The 17,217-nt window shown below is 72.1% G+C and carries 17 protein-coding genes; 8 read left to right on the top strand and 9 right to left on the bottom strand.

All coding sequences use genetic code 11. From position 1 onward, the window contains the following. Positions 1-38 precede the first annotated feature (38 nt). The 7 genes from ACH4OW_RS11170 to ACH4OW_RS11140 all read right to left on the bottom strand — a co-directional run bounded on the left by ACH4OW_RS11170 (position 39) and on the right by ACH4OW_RS11140 (position 6,885). Positions 39-500, bottom strand: a complete 462-nt coding sequence (locus ACH4OW_RS11170) for a hypothetical protein (RefSeq protein ID WP_398026801.1) — start codon at positions 498-500, stop codon at positions 39-41. A gap of 82 nt (positions 501-582) precedes the next feature. Then, entirely contained in the window at positions 583-1,248 is a 666-nt protein-coding gene (locus ACH4OW_RS11165; RefSeq protein ID WP_360132394.1) for a CBS domain-containing protein, read from the bottom strand. A 170-nt stretch (positions 1,249-1,418) separates the two neighbouring features. Further along, a complete protein-coding gene (locus ACH4OW_RS11160; RefSeq protein ID WP_398027212.1) occupies positions 1,419-1,865 on the bottom strand; it encodes a cyclic nucleotide-binding domain-containing protein in 447 nt (148 codons plus the stop codon). Positions 1,866-2,019: 154 nt separating this feature from the next. Then, on the bottom strand, positions 2,020-3,465 hold the full coding sequence (locus tag ACH4OW_RS11155) for an ABC transporter ATP-binding protein (protein ID WP_398026798.1): 1,446 nt from the start codon (positions 3,463-3,465) through the stop codon (positions 2,020-2,022). 56 nt (positions 3,466-3,521) lie between these two features. After that, positions 3,522-4,367 carry an ABC transporter permease gene (locus ACH4OW_RS11150; RefSeq protein ID WP_398026796.1) on the bottom strand — a complete coding sequence of 282 codons (846 nt, stop codon included), beginning with the start codon at positions 4,365-4,367 and terminating at the stop codon, positions 3,522-3,524. Beyond that, a complete protein-coding gene (locus ACH4OW_RS11145; RefSeq protein ID WP_398026794.1) occupies positions 4,364-5,368 on the bottom strand; it encodes an ABC transporter permease in 1,005 nt (334 codons plus the stop codon). Before ACH4OW_RS11145 ends, ACH4OW_RS11150 begins: the two co-directional genes overlap by 4 nt. Continuing rightward, positions 5,365-6,885: an ABC transporter substrate-binding protein gene (locus ACH4OW_RS11140; RefSeq protein WP_398027210.1), complete on the bottom strand. Its 1,521-nt coding sequence runs from the start codon at positions 6,883-6,885 to the stop codon at positions 5,365-5,367. The genes ACH4OW_RS11145 and ACH4OW_RS11140 overlap by 4 nt, the downstream gene beginning before the upstream one ends. A gap of 355 nt (positions 6,886-7,240) precedes the next feature. Between ACH4OW_RS11140 and ACH4OW_RS11135 the strand changes: the two genes are divergently transcribed. From ACH4OW_RS11135 to ACH4OW_RS11115, 5 genes are all read left to right on the top strand, one after another. Beyond that, a complete protein-coding gene (locus ACH4OW_RS11135; protein ID WP_398026792.1) occupies positions 7,241-8,236 on the top strand; it encodes a TauD/TfdA family dioxygenase in 996 nt (331 codons plus the stop codon). Positions 8,237-8,262: 26 nt separating this feature from the next. Continuing rightward, positions 8,263-9,288 (top strand): ornithine cyclodeaminase family protein, encoded by a 1,026-nt coding sequence (locus tag ACH4OW_RS11130; protein ID WP_398026790.1) that lies wholly within the window; start codon positions 8,263-8,265, stop codon positions 9,286-9,288. Beyond that, entirely contained in the window at positions 9,279-10,664 is a 1,386-nt protein-coding gene (locus ACH4OW_RS11125) for a Y4yA family PLP-dependent enzyme (protein ID WP_398026788.1), read from the top strand. The genes ACH4OW_RS11130 and ACH4OW_RS11125 overlap by 10 nt, the downstream gene beginning before the upstream one ends. Positions 10,665-10,763: 99 nt before the next feature. After that, the gene (locus ACH4OW_RS11120; protein WP_398026786.1) at positions 10,764-11,792 is read left to right on the top strand and encodes a cysteine synthase family protein; all 1,029 of its coding nucleotides are present in this window, start codon (positions 10,764-10,766) and stop codon (positions 11,790-11,792) included. A gap of 8 nt (positions 11,793-11,800) precedes the next feature. Then, a complete protein-coding gene (locus tag ACH4OW_RS11115; protein ID WP_398026784.1) occupies positions 11,801-13,231 on the top strand; it encodes an MATE family efflux transporter in 1,431 nt (476 codons plus the stop codon). A gap of 168 nt (positions 13,232-13,399) precedes the next feature. Here the strand turns inward: ACH4OW_RS11115 and ACH4OW_RS11110 are convergent, their stop codons facing one another. After that, entirely contained in the window at positions 13,400-14,527 is a 1,128-nt protein-coding gene (locus tag ACH4OW_RS11110) for an alkene reductase (RefSeq protein WP_398026782.1), read from the bottom strand. Positions 14,528-14,589: 62 nt separating this feature from the next. Here ACH4OW_RS11110 and ACH4OW_RS11105 point away from each other — a divergent pair, with 62 nt between their 5' ends. Next, a complete protein-coding gene (locus ACH4OW_RS11105; protein ID WP_360132419.1) occupies positions 14,590-14,949 on the top strand; it encodes a MerR family transcriptional regulator in 360 nt (119 codons plus the stop codon). 282 nt (positions 14,950-15,231) lie between these two features. Further along, a complete protein-coding gene (locus tag ACH4OW_RS11100) occupies positions 15,232-15,402 on the top strand; it encodes a hypothetical protein (RefSeq protein WP_398026780.1) in 171 nt (56 codons plus the stop codon). 99 nt (positions 15,403-15,501) lie between these two features. Here the strand turns inward: ACH4OW_RS11100 and ACH4OW_RS11095 are convergent, their stop codons facing one another. Further along, positions 15,502-16,707, bottom strand: a complete 1,206-nt coding sequence (locus ACH4OW_RS11095; protein ID WP_398026778.1) for an MFS transporter — start codon at positions 16,705-16,707, stop codon at positions 15,502-15,504. 92 nt (positions 16,708-16,799) lie between these two features. Here ACH4OW_RS11095 and ACH4OW_RS11090 point away from each other — a divergent pair, with 92 nt between their 5' ends. Continuing rightward, positions 16,800-17,171 carry a MerR family transcriptional regulator gene (locus ACH4OW_RS11090; protein ID WP_398026777.1) on the top strand — a complete coding sequence of 124 codons (372 nt, stop codon included), beginning with the start codon at positions 16,800-16,802 and terminating at the stop codon, positions 17,169-17,171. The last annotated feature ends 46 nt before the right edge of the window (positions 17,172-17,217 follow it).

Raw genomic sequence — 17,217 nt, 5'->3', positions numbered from 1 at the left:
GTCACGAAGACGCAGTCCAGGGGAGAACCGCCGGGCCGCTAAATGCGCAGGACCGCCGCCTGCTCGGCGTTCCCTGGTGAAAAGGCCCCGGACGCGGGCAAGGCCCGTCCCGCCCCGTTCCCGGTCAAGGCCGAGGCGGTCGGCGCCCGGTCGAGCGGCGCCGGGCACGGCGCCGCCACCGCGGGCCCCTGCTGCGGCTGACCGGACACACACTCACCGGCCGGATGCGGCAGCTCCCGGTCGTGGTGCCGCTCGGCCGGCCGTACCGTGTCCACGCGCGCATCGGCGGCCGGTACGGACATCTCCCCGCCGCCGGAAGGGAAATGGGCGACGGCCATGGCCGTCGCCGCGTTCGCGGGGCCGTGCCCCACCACACTCCACGCGCTCAGCGCGTGCGTGTACATCAGACCGAGCAGCAGAACGGCCAGCCACAGCGCGCAGAACGGGCTCGCCGAAGGGCGGGACCGCTGCACACCGAAGGGCGACCGGGCCGTGACCATGCCGGGATCTTAACCGCATTCCCGCCGCGCGCCACGGTTGCTCACGCAATTCCCGTGCGGTTCATGCGCATTTCACGGCCTCTCAGGTGCCGCCCCTGAGCTGCATGTCGACATCGACGACGCCCTCGACCGCGCGCGTCAGACGGGCCGCGACCGGGATGAGCGAGGTGTCGCCGATGATGCCGGCGAGCGTGACGATGCCCTGCGCCACCCGCACGGTCGGCTCCGGCGACCGGCCGCCGAAGAGCTGCCCGACGACCGTACGGCGCACCTCCTCGGCGATGTCGTCGTCCTCCCTGAGGAACACCTTGAGCAGGTCGCTGCGGCTGACGACGCCTTCCAGCCGGCCGTAGTCGTCCACCACCGGCATCCGCTTGATCCGGTACCAGGCCATGGTGCGGGCGGCCTGGGCGAGCGTGGCGTTCGCGTGCACGGTGACGGCGGGCGCCGTCATCAGCTCGTCGGCCGTGACGCCACCGGACTTGATCAGGGCGTCCAGGACGCGCATCTGCTCGATGCGCGAGGGCGTGTGGTCGCGGAACTCCTCCTTCGGCAGCAGATCCGCCTCGGACACCACGCCGACCACCCGCCCCTCGCCCTCGACCACGGGCAGCGCGCTGATCTTCCACTGCTCCATGGTCCGCACGATCTCCTTGAACGGGGCGGCGCGGCCGATGCTGATCACGGTGCGGGTCATCACGTCCCCGACGGTGCGGGGGCTGGTCTCCTGCGTCACGGGCTCCTGCATCACGGACTCCTTCAGCGCGGGCTCCTGCCCCCAGAGTTGTCCATCGCGGGCCCGTGCACCACACATGCGTCGTGCCGGAGCCGGGGCCGGCGGTGTGAGGGACCGGCGGCCCCGGCAGTCGCAACCCGTGTCCGGACCCCGGGCGCCCACCAGGGTCCGGACACGGGTGGTCAGCGCCCCCCGCTCCCGTACGGCCCGAACAGGTCGAGCAGCCGGGTACGCGCGCACCGCAGCCGCTCGCCGATCACCTCGGCGTACATCAGCACCAGCGCGTGCCCCAGCACGGGGTCCTCCTGGCACAGCGCGTGCACGTCCCGCGCGTCGAACTCCCAGGCCCGCACCGGGCTCAGGGTCTCCGCGCCGAGCTGCCAGGCGTACGGCGGGAAGAGCCAGGACCAGCCCAGCAGGTCTCCGGGGTGCAGCGTCTCGACCACCGCGGCCCGGCGGCCCGGCACCCGGATGTCGAGCTGCACGGCGCCGGTACGGATGATCCAGAAGCGGTCGGCCTTCCGTTCCTCCTCGAAGATCCGCTGTCCGGCCGGGAAAGAGACCTCCCGGGCCAGCGTCATCAGCCGTTCGCGGTGCTCCGCCGACAGCGCGCCGAGCCGTCCGGTCATCGTCCTCACCGCTCCACCTCCGCTTCCTGCGCACCTCCGGCGCCTCCCCGACGCCGGGGTTCCCCCCATGCCCTCAGTTTCCGCCGACAGGGAGCGCCCGGGGACGGGCCGAAGGGGCCCTTCGCCCCGCCGTTCGGCCCTGAAAGGCGGGCTTTCAAGGGGAGGCGGCGCCCTCGCGGTCTGCCTCCTGCCGGACGACGCGCCCGGCTTGCAGGAGGTGGACCGTGTCCGTGTAGGTGGTGACCAGGGCGAGTTCGTGGCTGACGAGGACGAGCGTGAGCCGGCGTTCTTCGCGCAGGCGGGTGAGGAGGTCCAGGACCGCGGTGGCGGTCGCCGGGTCGAGGGCGGAGGTGACCTCGTCGCACAGGAGGAGGTCCGGTTCGGTGGCCAGGGCGCGGGCGATGGAGGCGCGCTGGCGCTGGCCGCCGGAGAGTTCGTGGGGGTAGCGGTGGGCGAAGCCGGCGGGCAGGCCGACGTCGTCGAGCAGGCCGCGGACCCGGGCGGGCATCTCCGGTGTGCCGACGACGCGGTGCAGCCGGAGGGGGCGGGTGAGGGTGGCGCCGATGGTGCGGGAGGGGTTGAGGGCGCCGAGGGGGTTCTGCGGGACGAGTTGGATACGCCGTTGCTGGTCGCGGCTGCGCTTGCGGACCTGCGCGGGCAGCGGGCGGCCGTTCCAGGTCAGGGTGCCGGCCTGGGGGACCTGGAGCCCGGCGAGCGTCCGCAGGAGGGTGGTCTTGCCGGACCCGGAGGGGCCGATGATGCCGGTGGCGGAGCCGGTGGGCGCGTGGAAGTCCGCCGCTTCCAGGGCCTGGTGGGTGTGCCCGCGGTGCGTGAAGGCGACGTGCAGGTTCTCGGCCCGCAGCCCTTCGGGGGCGGTGGCCTGGCGGGGCGGCCGGGTCTGGGTGGCGCGCGGGGTGTGCTTGGTTCCGCTTGCGGGCGCGGCGAGCGTGACGACCGAGTCCGCACACGTCTCGACGACCTGCGGGTCGTGGCAGGCCAGGACGACGGCGATGCCGTTCTCGGCCGCGAGGTGGCGCAGGAGCGCGGTGATGTCGTCCCGCAGGGCGGAGTCGAGCCCGGCGGTGGGCTCGTCCAGCAACAGCACCTCGGGGCGGCGGGCCAGGGCGCGGGCCAGCGCGAGCCGGCGCTGCTGTCCGCCGGACAGCGCCCCCGGGCGGTGGTGGGCGAGGGCGCCGGGCAGGTGGCATTCGGCCATCACCCGCTCGACGGCCTCCGGCGAGGGATCGGCGGCCAGTTCGGCGATCAGGCGCCGGGCCGTCATCCGGGGGTTGAGGGCGGAGCCCGGGTCCTGGCCGACGTAGGCGACATGCCGGCGGCGCAGCGTGCGCAGTGCGGCGGGGGCCAGGGCGAGCACGTCGTGGCCGAGGACGTCGATGCTGCCGGAGGTGACCTGCGCCCCCTGGGGGAGGTCTCCGACGAGGGCGCGCAGGAGCGTCGTCTTGCCGGCGCCGGACGGTCCCGTGAGGGCGGTGATCCGGCCGCGCCGCAGGCCGAGGCTGGTACGGCGCAGGAGTACGGGCCCGGTGCCGAGGCCGATTTCGAGGTCGGTGACCGTGACGGGCGGCGCGGATTCGGTCATGGCCAAGGGAAGGTCCTGGAGGGGCGGGCGCGCGGGCGCGGGGCGGCCGGGGACGGTCATCGCAGGGCGGCCCTGCGGGCGTTGGCGGGGGCGAGCGCGTTGGCGGCGAGGTTGACGCCGATGGCGAGCAGGCCGATGGCGAGGCCGGGCGCGACGACCGACCACGGGTTGAGGAGGATGCCGGGCCCGTTCTCGCGGATCATCAGGGCCCAGTCGGCTTCGGGCGGCCGGGGGCCGAGCTGGAGGAAGCCGGCCATGGAGATGACGTACACCGCGTCGACGAAGCGCAGGCCGAACAGGGCGAGGACGGTGGCGCGCAGGTTGGGCAGGATCTCGCGCAGCGCCAGGTGCTCCAGGCGTTCGCCGCTCGCGGCGGCCGCTTCGACGAACCCGGTGGCGGCGATCGGGGCCGCGGCGCCGGCGACGATCCGCACGGCGTACGGGATCCCCAGGGCGACGGCTGCCGCGCTGACCGCGAGACGGCCGCCGTCCGGCCAGGCCAGGGCGACGAGCATGATGCCCAGCACCGGGGGCAGCAGGATCGCGGTGTCCGCGGCCCGTTCGACCAGGCGTCCCAGCCGCGGGCTGAGGACGGCGAAGCAGCCGAGCAGGGCCGCCAGGAAGGTGACCACGAGGGCCACCACGAGCGCGCTGCCGATCAGCGCGGACCCGCCGTGCAGCAGGCGGCTGAGGACGTCCCGGCCGAGCTGGTCCCCGCCCAGCACGGTGTCCGTGCCGGCCGCTCCGTACGGGGCGGTGACCGGCTTGTCGACCGGGTGCGGGGCGAGCAGCGGGCCTGCCAGCGCCACCAGGACCAGCAGGGCGGCGGGCGCGGCGGGGGCCAGGACGCGGGGCCGTGGGCGGCGCGGGCGCGGCCGTACGGTTTCCGCTGCGGTGCTCATGGGCGGGCTCCCAGGGTGCGGGCGCGGACCAGGTCGGCCAGCAGGAGGACGACGGTGATCAGGGCGGCCGAGCAGGCGACGACGGCGGCGATGACCGGGGTGTCGCGGTCGGCGACGGCCCCGGCCAGCACGGTGCCGATACCCGGGTAGTTGAACAGGGTCTCCACCACGACGGTGCCGCCGAGCAGCATGCCGGTGGAGGTGGCGACGCCGGTGGCGATGGCGGGCCAGGCGCCGGGCAGGGCGTGCCGGAGCAGGACCTGCCGGGTGGGCAGGCCGTCCAGGCGGGCCGCCGCCACGTGCGGGGTCGCGGCCTGGTCGGCGAGGGCGGCGCGGACGATCCGGGTGTTCCAGCCGGTCTGCGGAACGGTCAGGGCCAGCACCGGCATCACCAGCATCGTCCAGTCGGCGGGGGTGCCGCCGGCGCTGGTGACGGTGGCGGCGGGCAGCCAGCCCGTCCACAGGGACAGTGCCAGCAACAGGCCCACGGACACCACGAATTCGGGCAGCGCGAAGGCGGCGGTGGAGGTCAGGTCCACCACCCGGTCCACGAGGCCCTTCGGGCGCGCGGCGGCCCAGGTGCCGAGGGCGAGCGAGGCGAGCACGGTCAGGACGAACGCGGTGCTGCCCAGCAGGACGGTGTTGGGCAGCGGGGCGGCGAGCAGGTCGGTGACGCGCTCGCCGCGGGCCGAGGTGCCCAGGTCGCCGGTGGGCAACGCGGTGATCCAGTCCCGGAAGCGCTCCCACACCGGCCGGTCCAGGCCGAGCAGGTGCCGCCGGGCGGCGACACCGGCGGCTCCCTCGCCGCGTTCGGAGGTGGCGGTGGCCGCGTCGCCCGGCAGCAGCTCGATCGCGGCGAACACCACCGCGAGGAGCACCACCAGCAGCAGCGCGCGTTTGGCCAGTACGGCCGCGGTCCGCGCGGCGAGCGAGCCGGCGCGGCGCGCGGCCGAGGCGGGCCGGGTGGCGGCCTCGGCGGGCCGTATACCGGTCTCCGTCACGGGGCGAGCCAGACGTGTTCGAGCTGGACGCGCCCGTAGCCGGGCAGCTTCGGCAGGCCGTGCACCTTGGGCGCGGCCAGGTCGATGCCGTCCGCCATGCCCCACAGCAGGTAGCCGGACCGTTCGTGCTCGATGCGCTGGAGTTCGCGCAGGGCCGTGGCGCGGGCCGCGCGGTCGGCGGTGGCCATGACCTTGCGGTACGCGGCGTCGAATGCCTGGTCCGACCAGCCGGCCTCGTTCTGCCCGGCCCCGGTGGTCAGGGTCTTGGACGCGAAGAAGACCACGGAGTCGTTGGTGCCCCAGTAGTTGGTGTAGAAATCGCCCTTGAGCCAGGTCTTCTGGTAGAAGGCGCCGGACTCCTGCTTGACGACCTCGATCTTGACGCCCGCCTCGCGCGCCTGGGAGGCGAACAGGGTGGCGGACTCGGCGAGCCCGGCCACGTCCTCGGTGGTGACCAGCTGGTACGTCTTGGAGAAGTCGAACCGCGCCTCGGTGAGCAGCTGTTTGGCCCGCGGCAGGTCGCGCGTGCGCTGCGGGATGTCCGTGGCGTACGCGGGGTCGCCGGTGCCCAGGATGTCGTTGGCGACGCTCCCGTACCCGGACAGGACCTGCTTGACCATCGCCTCGCGGTCGACGACCAGCTTCATCGCCTCGCGGACCCTCGGGTCGGCGAACGGGCCGCCGGAGGTGCGCATCACCAGGGGCATGGCCATGTCGTCGGGGCGCCGGACGACCTGGATGTCCTTGCGCGTCGCGGCGGTGCGCGCGGCGACCGCGCCGACGTTGGAGGCCACGTCGAGCTGCCCGGACAGCATCGCGTTGGCCATCGCCTGCGGGCTCTGGAACATGGTGACTTCGACGGCGTCGAGGTGGACGGTGCCGCCGTGCCAGTGCTCGTTGCGCAGGAGCCGGGCGTTGCCGCCGCGGTACCAGTCCAGCTTGAAGGGGCCCGTTCCAGGGGCCTTGGGTATGTCCTTGGCGGCGGTGTCCTTCTTGAGGACGAAGGTCGACAGCCGCGTCAGCATGGGCAGTTCGGCGTTGGCGTAGTCGGAGACCAGGACGACGGTCTTCTTGCCGTCGGCGGTGATGTGGTCCGCCGTGACGCCGGGCAGGCGGGCCGCTCCGGACGGGGTGCCGCGCAGCCGGCGCAGCGACCAGACCACGTCGTCGGCGGTGACGGGGGTGCCGTCGTGGAAGGCGGCGTGGTCGGCGAGGGTGAAGCGCCAGGTCTTGAGGTCCTTCGAGGGGGTGAAGGCGGAGGCGAGGCGGCCGACGGTGTTCACCTTGCCGCCCGGCGCGGTCAGCGTGTCGTAGACCAGGGCGATGACGAGGTAGTCGCTCTCGTTGCCCTGGGTGCCGTGCGGGTCGCGGGTGATCGCGGAGGTGCGTCCCAAGGCGCCGATGCGCAGGGTGCCGCCCTGCCGCGGGGAGCCGCCGCCGGCGGGCGTCGTGCCGTTGCCGCCGCCGCACGCGGCGAGCAGGGCGGCCGCGCCCAAACCGCCGCCGGCCCACAGCATTTGGCGCCTGTTGAAGTCCACGCTGCCTCGCTTGGTTCGTTCGGTCACTTAGGGTTGCCTACCCTAACGACGAGCGCCTACGCAAGGGCGCTCGCCTTCGAGTGCGCCTATTGGTGGGTGTCAACTGGGCGTTAGTGGACCGGAGTTGGGTGAAAGCGGGCAGGCGCGACAAAGAAAAGTGAGGTTTGCCTAACCTAAGTTGGATGGGTAGCGTCGTTACCGTCCGCTGGACTCCGGAAACGGTACGGAACCAACTCCGCCCCGTGGCCGCGCCGTCGAGCGCCCCGCGCCCAGCCCGCGCGGCGGCGCACCGGACCCGATTCCTCACCCCTCAACGGAAACGGACTGCCTCGACATGACCACGGGAGCCGCACCCGTCCGCCGACTCGACCCCGCAGACGCCGCCGAACTGCGCCGGACCGCCGAGCGGATCCTCGGCGCCGCCGGCACCCCGGCGGCCGCGCCACACCTTCTCGGCCGGGTCGCGGAGTCCGCCGCCGGACTGGGCGCGGCCGTCCGCCACCGGCTCCGCCCCGTCGACACCGACGACGGCCTGTTCGTCCTGCGCGGCCTGGACGTCGACGACACCGAACTGGGCCCCACCCCCGCAGGCTGGGCCACCGCCGGCGACAGCGGCGCCGTCCACGACATCGTCCTGCTGCTGCTCGCCACCGTCATGGGCACCCCCATCGCCTGGAAAGGCCAGCAGGACGGCCGCTTCGTGCACAACATCGTCCCGGCCCCCGGCCACGAGGCCGAACAGACCGGCGCCAGCAGCGCGGTGCTGCTCAGCCCGCACACCGAGGACGCCTTCCACCCCGGCCGCGCCCACCTGCTCATGCTCAGCTGCATGCGCAACCACGACCGCATCGCCACCACCGCGGCCGGCATCCGCAACGTACGGCTCGACGACGCCGACATCGCCCTGCTGAGCCGCCCGCTGCTGCCGATCCTGCCCGACGACGCGTACACCGAGGCCCGGCACTTCGACGGCGGACGCCCGCCCGCGGTCCCCACCCTCTTCCGCTCCGAGGACGGCCTGACGCTCCGCTTCGACCCCGCCTACACCCCGCTCGGCGACGCCACGCCCGCCCACCGGGCCGCCTACCGGCGCCTGGAGGACGAACTCGCCCGCGTCTCCGTCGCCGTCAGCCTCGATCCGGGCGAAGTCCTCGTCATCGACAACGACCTCGTCGTACACGGCAGGGTCCCCTTCCGCGCCCGCTACGACGGCACCGACCGCTGGCTCAAGCGTGCTTCCGTCCGTGTCCCCGCGCGCCGTACACGCCCCCTGGCCGAGGCATCCGAGCACGGTTACGGTCAGGCCGCCATCGAAGCACACGCCGTCTGACCACCCGCATCTCCCCGAGGACGGACATGACCGACAGCACCGTGGCCGACAACACCCGCTCCATACCCGCCGACGACAAGAGCCTGCGCATCCTGTCCACCAGCGACCTCGCCGGCCTCCGCGTCGGCCTCGCCGACGTGGTCGCCACCGTGGAGGGCGCCTACCGCACCCTGGCCGCGGGCCGCTCCGACAACCCGCGCAAACTCACCGTCAAACCCGCCGACGGGCACTCCGTCGCGTACGCGATGCTCGGCCGGGACGGCTCCCGCGACGTCGTCGCCGTCAAGACGTCGTACAAGCACGGCCTGGACAAGGACCGCGGGGAGCAGCACTACTACACGACGCTGACGCTCTACGACGACGTCACCGGCCTGCCGGTCGCCATGATGGACTGCGGCCGCATCGGCTCACTGCGCACCCCCGCAGTCTCCGCCCTGCTGGCCCGCGAATGCGCCCCGCCCGGTGCCCGCAGCGCCCTGGTCATCGGCACCGGCACCCAAGGCCGCCTGGCCCTGCCGTTCCTGCTGACGACCCTGCCGGACCTGGACCGCCTGATGCTGTCCGGCACGCACCCCGACGGCATCGCGGCGGTACGGCGAGAGCTGCGCACCCACTTCCCCGACCGGGACGTGGAGCTCGTCACCGACCTGCGGGCCGCGGCGGGCGACGCCGACATCCTCCTCGCGACCGCGGGCGGCCACACCCCGGCGGCCGTCGAAGCCGACTGGCTCGGGTCCGGCGCGCTGTCCGTGCTCGTCGGCCACGGGCTGGCGCCCTCCACCCTGCACCGCGCCGACCGCGTCGTGGCCACCAGCGAAGCGCAGATGCGGGTCACCGGCACCGACATGGCCGACGAACAGGGCCGCCTGCCCGGCGTGGACGCGGAGCTGCCCGCCGTGATCGCCGGTACCGCGACCGGCCGCGGCACCGGGCAGGAACGAATCTTCGCGTACAACAGCGGACTGGTCGTCACCGACATCGCCCTCGGTCACCGCTTCGCGCAGCTCGCGCTCGCCGAAGGACGGGGAACGCGGGTGCAGCTGTGGCAGTGACCGGCCCGCACCCCGCCAACGTGCCGACGCTGCCCGCCCACACCGACCCGGACACCGACCGGGTCATGGACAGCGGCCTGCTGCACGAACTGTCCTACGCCTTCGGCGGCCCCTTCCACTTCCTGCTGCCGCACCGATTCGACACCAACCTCACCGCGTTCCGCGCCGTGCTCGACGACGCCGGAGTGACCGGGCAGGTGTACTACGCCAAGAAGGCCAACAAGGCCGCGGTCTGGATGGAACGCTGCGCCGCGCACCACGCGGGCGTGGACACCGCCAGCGCCCCGGAGCTGCGCGCGGCCCTCGGACACGGCGTACGCGGTGCGGACATCGTCGTCACAGGACCGGCCAAGAGCACCGAACTGCTACGGCTGGCCGCCCACCAAGGCTGCCTGGTCGCCGTCGACTCCCTCGACGAACTCGACCTGCTCGTCACGCTCGCCCTGACAGGCACCGCACGCCCGGCCCGCCTGCTGCTGCGCCGCCTGCCGCCCGCACAGCCGCACAGCCGCTTCGGGCTGACCGCAGCCGAGGTGGCGACCGCCCTGGACCGGTGCGTACGCGCCGGGGACGCGGTACGGATGGAGGGCTTCAGCTTCCACCTGTCCGGCTACGCCACCCGGCCGCGCGCCGACCTCGCGGGGGAACTCGTCGCCCACTGCCTGCGGGCACGTGAACTGGGCCTGCGCGCCGACCGGATCAGCATCGGCGGCGGCTTCGCCGTCGACTACAGCAGCGCCGGCCACTGGCACACGTTCCTCGACGGGCAGCGCCCCGAGCACTACCACGCGCACAAGACGTTCGAGCCGGACGGCTTCTACCCGTACCACTCGCCCGTCGCCGGCGCCGACGCCCTGCGCGCCATCCTTGACACCGTCCCCGAGGGCGCCCGTACCAGCCTGGCCGGCCTGCTCAAAGAGACCGGAACGATGCTGATGACGGAGCCGGGGCGGGCGCTGCTGGACGGCGCCGGCGCGTCCGTCTTCTGCGTCCAGGGCGTCAAGGAACGCGACGGCTACCGCATCCTCACGGTCGACGGCACCAGCCTCAGCCTGTCCGAGCAGTGGTTCAACAGCGAATACCTGCCGGACCCGTACCTGGTCACCGCGGCGGGGCGGGCCAGGGGCGGCGCGGAGGCCCACCCGGCGTGCGTGGGCGGCGCGTCCTGCCTGGAGCCGGACCTGCTCACCTGGCGCAAGGTCCCGTTCCCCGCCCGGCCGCGCATCGGCGACCTGCTGGTCTACCCGAACACCGCCGGGTACCAGATGGACTCCAACGAGTCCTCGTTCCACGACCTGCCGCTGCCGCCCAAGGTCGTCGTGGACCGGCTGGGCGACCGCCCGCGCTGGCGGCTCGACCGGCATCCCGCCTGCTGAGCCCCTGCGGCGCGGCCGCCCCGCACGGCCAGCCTTTGCGACCAACCCCTCCGACCAACCCCTCCGACCAACCCCTCCGATCTGCCCAGGAGCACTCCCGTGAACGAGGCTCTCGCGCGCCCCGCCGTGGTTTCCCGGATATCCGAACTCATCGGGTACACCCCGCTGTTCGAGCTGGGCCGCACCGAAACCGGCAGCCGCCTGCTGCTCAAGCTGGAGATGTACAACCCCACCGGCACCGCGAAGATCCGCATGGCCCGGCAGATGGTCCTGGACGCCGAAGCACGCGGCGCACTGCGGCCCGGCGGCCGCATCGTCGAGTCCACCTCAGGCAACACCGGCCTGGGCCTCGCCGTCATCGCCGCGGAACGCGGCTACACCTTCACCGCCGTCGTCGACCACCACGCCTGCGCCGACAAGCTGCGCGCCATGCGGGCCCTCGGCGCCGAACTCGTCTACGCCGCCGACGACGGCACCGGGGAACTGGCCACCGCGGCGCGCGAGGAACTGGCCGCGGAACTGGCCCGCGGCCGGGACAACACCGTCTTCACCGAGCAGCACAACAACCCCAGCAACGGCGTCGGCTACTTCCCCGTGGCCCACGAACTCCACCAGGCCCTCGACGGGAAGATCGACGTGCTGATCGGCGCGGTGGGCACCGGCGGCGCCCTCTGCGGCACCACCCGCGAACTGCGCACCCTCGCCCCCGGCTGCACCACGGTCGGCGTCGAACCCAAGGGCTCCATCGCCTTCGGCGGCCCCGCCCACGACTACTACCAGTCCGGCACCGGCACCCCCGAGGGCGCCGCGATCGGCGCCCTCGTCGACTTCGGCCTGATCGACCACGGCGTAAAGGTCGGCGACGTCGAAGCCTTCGCCACCGCCCGCGCCGTCGCCCGCGCCACCGGACTCCTCATCGGCGGCTCCGCCGGCGGTGTCGTCCACGAGGCGCTGGCCCGGCTGCCCGGCCTGCCACCCGGCAGCACCATGGTGGCGCTGGTCAACGACGGCGGGGAGAAGTACCTGGACACCGTCTTCAACGACGACTGGATGCACGCCCGCGACCTCGTCGACCGCGCACGGGAACGCGAGATCGACGAGACGCTCACCAAACTCCGCAGGATGTGAGCCCCGCCATGCAGGTGACCACCCTCCTCCGCGACAGCCGTGCCCTGGCCGCCCTCGCCGTCCCCCTCGTCCTCACCCAGCTCGCGCAGGTGGCCCTGACGACCACTGACACCGTCATGATGGGCATGCTCGGCACGGCCGACCTCGCGGCGGGCGGGCTGGCCATCGTCATCTTCAACCAGCTGCGCACCATGGGCGTCGGCCTCGTCACCTCCGTCGGCAACCAGGTGGCCGCCGCCGCGGCGCGCGCGGAAGACGCCGCGCGGCGGCCGGACGCCGACGGCGGGGACGGCGGCAGCGGGGACGGCGGCGCGGAGGTCCGTACGATCGTCCGCGCCGCGCTGGCCGTCGCCACCCTCTCCGGCCTGCTGGGCGCCGCCCTCATGCTCCTGATCGGCCAGGTTCTCGGCCGGCTCGGCCAGGACGCGGACGTCGTCGGCCGTGCGCAGACGATGCTCCTCGCCCTCGCGCCGGGGCTGCTGCCTTGCCTGTGGTTCCAGGTCGTCCGCCAGTTCACGGTGGGTATGCGGCGGCCGCAGGCACTGCTGCGGATCACCATCGCCTCCGTCGCCGTCAACGCGTGCCTCAACTGGGCGCTGATACACGGTACTTGGGGAATGCCTGAACTGGGTCTGCCCGGTGTCGGCGTGGCCACCACCCTCGTCTACTGCCTCTCGTTCCTGGCCCTGTACGCCTCCGCCAAACGGGACCGCGTGCTCGGCCCCCTGCTCAGCCTCAACATCGCCAAGGCCGACCGCGCCACGGCCCGCCGCCTCGCCGGGCTCGGCATACCCATAGCCGCCACCTACGGCTCCGAGGCCGGCTTCTTCTCCGTCACCGCCCTGATGGCCGGCTCGTTCGGCAGCGCCGCGCTGGCCGCGCACACCGCCGTCAACCAACTCGTCTACATCGTCTTCCAGGTAGCCGTCGGCCTCTCGCACGCCGCGTCCATCAACGTCAGCCGCGAACTCGCCCTGGGCCGCACCGACACGGCCCTGCGCATCAAGAACACCGCCCTGGCCTGCGCCGGCGCCGTCATGGCCGTCGTCGCCACCGGCTACGCGACACTGCCGCGGCTGGTCCTCAGCCCCTTCTTCGACACCAGCGGCCCCCGGGACGCCGAAGCCGTGTCGATCGCCACCCACCTGCTCCTGGTCGTCATGGTGTTGCAGTTCTTCGACTGCGCCCAGAACATCGGCATCGGCCTCCTGCGCGGACTCGACGACACCAAAAGCGGCTTCCGCATCACCCTCGTCGGCTACTGGGCCGTGGGCCTGCCCGCCGCCTGGCTCCTGGGCTACGCCGCCGGGCTCCACACCCTCGGCATCTGGCTCGGCCTCCTCACCGGCCTCGCCACCACCGCCGTCCTGCTCCTGCGCCGCTACGGCACAAGCCTGCGCGCCAGGACGGGCACACCGCGGACCGTACCGGCAGCATAACGATCCGATTCCGGGGCGCCTTCTTCACGTGCCGCATTCCTTTGTGGACCTGGCTCCTGGTCATCGCCCGCACCCAGTTGCGGCTCGTCCGGCCCCTGGCCGTCGACCCGCGCCGCCCCTAAGAGAAGCCGGCCGAGCCGGAGCGAATGACTCCCGCCCGGCACCCCGCTACGACGTGGGCAAGGCCGTCAAGGCGTTGGATGGCGGCTCCGACTGGATCGCCAGGGCAGGGTAGTCGTTGTAGCCGGCGGCCCCGCCCACGTACATGAAGTACCGGTCCCGGACCGGGTTGAGCGGCGCCTCAAAGCGCAGTCGGGCAACCAGGTCCGGGTTGGCGAGGAAGGGCCGGCCGAGCGCCACCAGGTCGGCGCCGGCGGTCAGCATGTCCCGCGTGGCCCGGGCGACGGCCTGCGTGGACAGGTCGGTCAGGTCTGGGTTGCCGATCAGGACGCCGGGCCAGTCGGCACGAATCCGCCGGTACCAGCCGGTCACCGGGTCGGAACGCACCAGGTGCAGATAGGCGAGGTCCAGCCCCTTCAGGCGGTCCAGGACGTGGGCGTAAAGGCCGTCGGTGTCCTCCTCCAGGACTCCGTTGACCGTGCTCGCGGGGGAGATGCGGACGCCCACCCGGTCCGCGCCGATCGCGTCGGCCACCGCCTCGGTCACCTCCGCCATGAACCGCACCCGCCGCCCGACCGAGCCGCCGTAGCCGTCGGTGCGGCGGTTGGTGTTGTCCGCGAGGAACTGATGTAGCAGCATCCCGTTGGCCGAGTGCACCTCCACGCCCTCGAAGCCCGCGTCGACGGCGCGGTGTGCGGCGGCGGCGAAGTCGGCGATCGTGGCTCGGATGTCGTCCATCGTCATCGCGCGCGGGACGGCGGCCTGCCGGTGGCCCTGTGATGTGAAGATCGTCTCCGGCAGCGGGACGGGGGAGGGGGCGAGGGGGGTGAGGCCGGTGGTCGCCGGGTGGCTGACCCGGCCCCCGTGCTGGAGCTGCAGGAACATTCGTCCGCCGGCCGCCCGCACCGCGTCGGTGACCCGCCGCCAGCCGGCTGCGTGCCGGTCGGTGTGGATCGCGGTGATGTCCGGGTATGTCTGTCCGACCGGGTTGGGCGTCGAGCCCTCGGCGATGATCAATCCGGCCGAGGCACGCTGTGCGTAGTGGGTGACCATCAGGTCCGTCGGGGTGCCGTCGGCCTCCGCGCGGTTCCGGGTCAGCGGGGCCATCACCAGGTGGTTGGGGAGGGTGAGCCGGCCGAGCCGGGCGGGGGAGAGGAAGTCTGTTGTCCGCGTCATGCCGGTACGGTAAAACTTGACACTGGTGTGAAGTTCAAGCTCTCTTACTGGCGGAGGCGGACATGCGGATCGGCGAACTGGCCCGGCGCACCGGCGTGAGCGAGCGGTCGCTGCGCTACTACGAGGACCAGGCGCTGCTCACCGCCGAGCGCACCCCCGGCGGCCACCGCGACTACCCGCAGGCGGCCGTCGACCGGGTCATCCGCATTCAGGAGCTGTACGCGGCCGGGCTGCACAGCGAGAAGATCCGACAGCTGCTGCCCTGCATGCGCGACCGGGATGGCGGACCCGCCGCGATCGCCACCCCGCGCCTGGTGCAGGACCTGACCGCCGAACGCGACCGGATCGACCGCATGATCGCCGATCTGCACCGCTCCCGAGAGACCTTGAACGAGGTCATCCGCACAGCCCGGGACGCCTGAGGCGGCCACCCTTTTCTGCTACGAAGCTGCGCTGGAGCGCACCGAAGCTGATCATGGTGGCCAACGAGCGGGCGCAGGGTGCGAGCGTGCGCGTCGTTCGCGTCCTGGCGCCCGCACCCGCCAAAGCCGGCAGCCCCCCGGCCACCCCGGGTGGAGCCGGTTCGTTTCGAGTGACTGGGTGACCTGGGTGTGTGTCTGATTCGCGGAAACGCAGTGTCGAATCCGATGCCACTAGACCCTGCGCACGGGACGCGAGGTGTGCCGCGTGCGCAGGGCTGCAGCTTGCACGTCACCGCCCTGCCCGATCTGCACCACACGCTGCTCGCCGCAGCGGCGACACTCGGCGCCAACGGCGCGTCCCTGGCCGAGCGCAAGGCGTACCGGATCTACGCGGACCGGCTAAACAACGCCGTGGTGTCCGCAGTGCCGTGGCAGAAGACATCCAATCAATGAGGTCGATTTCAAAGATTCCTTTCCGTGAGTACGGATCGCCGGACCCATGAGCGATCCACTGGGTTTTGCTCCCGGGTCTCAGTCAGGGGCAGCGGTGGTTTAGCGGCTGCCGAGCTCTCCCTTGGTGAACCCGTATTTGTGTGCCGCGAGCACAGTGGCGAGTGCAGGGACGAGCAGTGCGAGCGTGACCCAACTCAGCCAGGATGCATCCAATCCGCTGAGGACGAGGCCTCCGATGATGCCACCACCGGCGATTCCGACGTTCCATCCGGTGGTGAGGAGTGCTTGGGCGACATCGCCGGCGTCGCCTGCTGCTTCGGCGACTGCGGTCTGCAACAGGGTAGAGGTGCCGCCGAACGCGAGCCCCCAGAGCGCTGCGCTGGCGTAGACGAGCGAAGGCACGCCGGAGAAGATGCCGAGCAGCAGCGCGCATGTCGCGAAGAGCACACACGCGAGGATCATGAGGAGGCGCAGGTGCCGATGGACGAGCGCTCCGGCGATCCAGATGCTCACCAGCGACACCAGACCGAAGGTGAGCAGCACGGCGTCGACTTGACCTGCCATGCCGAGCGGCTGGAGGAACGGGGCGATGTAGGTGTAGAGGATGCTGTGGGCGAGCACGAACGTGAGGGTCACGAAGAGCACGGGCGCTACGCCGGGAATGCGGAAGGTACGGGTGAGCGGGAGCCGTGAGCCCTTGGGCTGTCCGGGGAAGTTCGGCACCGCCGCGACGACCCACACGATCAACGCGAGCGTGAGGACGGTCATGATCCCGAACGCGTATCGCCACTCGACGAGCTTGGCCAGAAACGCCGCAGCAGGAACTCCGACGGACAGGGCAACGATTGCGCCCCCCATCGCGATCGCCATTGCCTTGCCGCGCTGATGTGAGGGAACCATCCGTACCGCGTACCCGGCCAACAGCGCCCAGAGCAACCCGCCGACGATGCCACCGAGGCACCGGGCGGCCAGCGTAAGTGCGAAGCTCTCGGAGAGCGCGGTGACGGTGTTGGCGATCGCGAATCCTGCGATCGCCACCAGCAGTAAGTGTCGGCGCGGCCAGCCGATCGTCGCCTTGGTGAGCGGGATCGCGGCGAGGATCGCCCCGATCGCGAAGACGGTGACGCTCTGCCCGGCAGCGCTCTCGCTCACACCCAGGTCTCGGCTCATCCCGGGAAGCAGTCCGGCGGGCATCGTCTCGGTCAGGAGCGTAATGAACCCGGTGGCGGCCAAGGCCAGAAGCCCCGCCAGTGGGAGCCGGGCGTTCGTTATCGAGGGAGATGGCACAGCCTGTGTTTGTGTCATGGCCTCATGATCGAAGGGTGACATTAGTGTGAGGGTCAAATCGGTGTCCGCTGAGTCACACGACGCCAGCCACAGAGGGCGAGGAGAGGGATATGCGGATCGGTGAGTTGTCGGCGCACACGCGGACTCCGGTGAGGTTGCTGCGCTACTACGAGGAGCAGGGACTGATCGCGTCAGATCGACTGCCCAACGGATACCGGGACTATGAGGAGTACGTCGTTGACCGGGTTCTCCAGGTACGAGGCCTGCTCGACGCAGGGCTGCCCACACGGATCATCAAGCAGATCCTGCCCTGCCTGAACACCCCCCGCACGATCCACATGCCCTACGTCACGCCAGACATGGTCGCAACGCTCGAACGCGAACGCGATCGCATGGCCGAAAAAATCGAATGTCTCACCAAGAACCACCAAGCCATCACCGACTACCTCGACGCCGTACGCCGCGATATCCGAGCCTCCTAGGCACTGTTTCTCGGATCTCCTGACGGGAGTGAGGTGTTGGGGCCAG

Source organism: Streptomyces sp. NPDC017056, assembly GCF_044332485.1.
Classification (GTDB): Bacteria; Actinomycetota; Actinomycetes; order Streptomycetales; family Streptomycetaceae; genus Streptomyces.
Note: the sequence above shows the minus strand (reverse complement) of the source record. Positions and strands in the feature narration are given on the sequence as shown.